Source organism: Streptomyces poriferorum, assembly GCF_019399235.1.
Lineage (GTDB): Bacteria > Actinomycetota > Actinomycetes > Streptomycetales > Streptomycetaceae > Streptomyces > Streptomyces poriferorum.
Window position 1 is genome coordinate 1 of sequence record NZ_JAELVH010000497.1, and the last position, 2,257, is coordinate 2,257.

The 2,257-nt window shown below is 71.9% G+C and carries 3 protein-coding genes; 2 read left to right on the forward strand and 1 reads right to left on the reverse strand.

What is annotated here, in order from left to right; translation table 11 throughout:
- Positions 1-32: 32 nt before the first annotated feature.
- Entirely contained in the window at positions 33-461 is a 429-nt protein-coding gene (locus JGS39_RS38915; RefSeq protein ID WP_219574489.1) for a metallopeptidase family protein, read from the reverse strand.
- 322 nt (positions 462-783) lie between these two features.
- Here JGS39_RS38915 and JGS39_RS38920 point away from each other — a divergent pair, with 322 nt between their 5' ends.
- Together JGS39_RS38920 and JGS39_RS38925 are read left to right on the forward strand one after the other, a co-directional pair.
- Positions 784-1,161 (forward strand): DUF3499 domain-containing protein, encoded by a 378-nt coding sequence (locus JGS39_RS38920; RefSeq protein WP_219574487.1) that lies wholly within the window; start codon positions 784-786, stop codon positions 1,159-1,161.
- Positions 1,162-1,265: 104 nt separating this feature from the next.
- Positions 1,266-2,257: phosphohexomutase domain-containing protein (locus tag JGS39_RS38925; RefSeq protein ID WP_219574488.1), on the forward strand; the 992-nt coding region annotated here is incomplete at its 3' end.

Genomic DNA, 2,257 nt, shown 5'->3' on the forward strand with positions numbered 1-2,257 from the left:
AAACCGGCCCGCCCCCGCCTGCGTGCGTCCGCCTACTCCTGCCCGTACCGGGGATCGACCGACTCGGGCGAGAGCCCGAGCAGCTCCGCGACCTGCTCGACCACCACCTCGTGCACCAGCAGCGCACGCTCGTCACGGTTCTTGGTGCGGATCTCGACGGGGCGCCGGTAGATGACGATCTGCGCCGGCCGTTCCTTCTCCGCGGACAACGCGCTTCCCAGCGGCACGGTCTCCTCCGACGTCCCCGGCACGTCGAGCACCACGAAGTCGACCTCGGCCAGCTGCGGCCAGCGTCGCTCCAGCCGCTCCACCGAGTCCTGCACCAGATCGCGGAAACTGTCCGCCCTGCTGGCCGACAGCGGCACCTGGGGAGGGGCGACGGGGCCGCGCATGCCGCGGCCGTGTCGGTCCCGGCGCCGGGGTCGGGGCTCGGACGGGCGGGGCGGTACGGAACTGTCCATCACTGACGCAGCGTAACCCTCCGGCGGACGAGCGGCCCGAGGCTGACCGGGCGAGAACCGGCCTGATCCTTGCTGACCGATCCAGCCATGGGACTAACCGTTTCAGGCCCCGCTCGTGATCGCTGCTTCCCTGTCGTACGACAGGTTTTGCGCCGAGCGGTGACCCGAATCGTTGCCGTCATCACCTGGGTCCCTCTCCTCCCGTGCAGGTCAGGGGAGTTGCCCGGGAAGAGCCTGTGCCCGGGCTCACAGGGCGACACGGTGGGGTGAGCCGGGGGAGAGTCGTCGCAGCCCGCTCAAGAGTGCGGTACCGTCCAACATCGTGAGCCCTGTACGTCGCTGTTCGCGCACCGCGTGCGGCCGCCCTGCCGTCGCGACACTGACGTACGTCTATGCCGACTCGACTGCGGTCCTCGGCCCGCTCGCCACCTACGCCGAGCCCCACTGCTACGACCTCTGTGCCGAGCACAGTGAGCGCCTGACCGCGCCCCGTGGCTGGGAGGTCGTCCGGCTCTCCGACCCCTCCGCGCCCGCCCGCCCCAGCGGCGACGACCTCGAAGCGCTCGCCAACGCCGTACGCGAGGCCGCGCGTCCCCAGGACCGCGCCGACGGCACCAGGGGCGGCGGCCCGCGCACCGCCGACCCTGTGGAGGTCGGCCGCAGAGGCCACCTGCGGGTGCTGCGCTCCCCCGACTCCTGAGCGGCTGCCGCCCGGACTCCTGAGCGGCTGCCCGCCCGGAGCGTGAGGCGTTTTGGGCCGCCGGGTAGTTTGGCGGTCCGAAGAAACCTCAGGAGGACCGGCCCGTGACCGCAGATCTGTCGCAGCTCGTGAAGGCCTACGACGTGCGCGGAGTCGTGCCCGACCAGTGGGACGAGGCGCTGGCCGAGCTGTTCGGGGCGGCGTTCGTCGAGGTGACGGCCGCGGACGCGATCGTCATCGGCCATGACATGCGCCCCACGTCCCCCGCCCTGTCGGGAGCCTTCGCCAGGGGCGCGGCGGCCCGCGGAGCCGACGTCACCATGATCGGTCTCTGCTCGACCGACCAGCTGTACTACGCGTCGGGGTCACTGGACCTGCCGGGCGCGATGTTCACGGCCTCGCACAACCCGGCGCAGTACAACGGCATCAAGATGTGCCGGGCCGGCGCGGCCCCCGTGGGCCAGGACACCGGTCTCGCCGAGATCCGCACCCTGGTCGAGAAGTGGTCGGAGACCGGCGCTCCGGAGCCGGCCGCCACCCCCGGCACGGTCACCGCACGCGAGACGCTCACCGACTACGCGGCCCACCTGCTCTCCCTCGTAGACCTGTCCGCGATCCGCCCCCTCAAGGTGGTCGTGGACGCCGGCAACGGCATGGGTGGCCACACGGTCCCGACGGTCTTCGCAGGCCTGCGGCTCGAACTCGTCCCGATGTACTTCGAGCTGGACGGCACGTTCCCGAACCACGAGGCCAACCCGCTCGACCCCGCGAACATCGTCGACCTCCAGGCCCGGGTGGTGGCCGAGGGCGCCGACCTCGGCCTGGCCTTCGACGGCGACGCGGACCGCTGCTTCGTCGTGGACGAGCGAGGCGCGGGCGTCTCCCCGTCGGCGATCACCGCCCTGGTCGCGGCCCGGGAACTGGCCCGCAACGGCGGCCGGGGCACGGTCATCCACAACCTGATCTCCTCCCTCTCGGTCCCGGAGGTCGTACGCGAACACGGCGGCACCCCTGTCCGCACCAGGGTCGGCCACTCCTTCATCAAGGCGGAGATGGCCGCACACGGCGCGATCTTCGGCGGCGAGCACTCGGCGCA

What these genes read in the sequence shown, in the direction of transcription:
- JGS39_RS38915 (WP_219574489.1), bottom strand. Translation starts at nt 461, where the DNA reads ATGGACAGTTCCGTACCGCCCCGCCCGTCCGAGCCCCGACCCCGGCGC.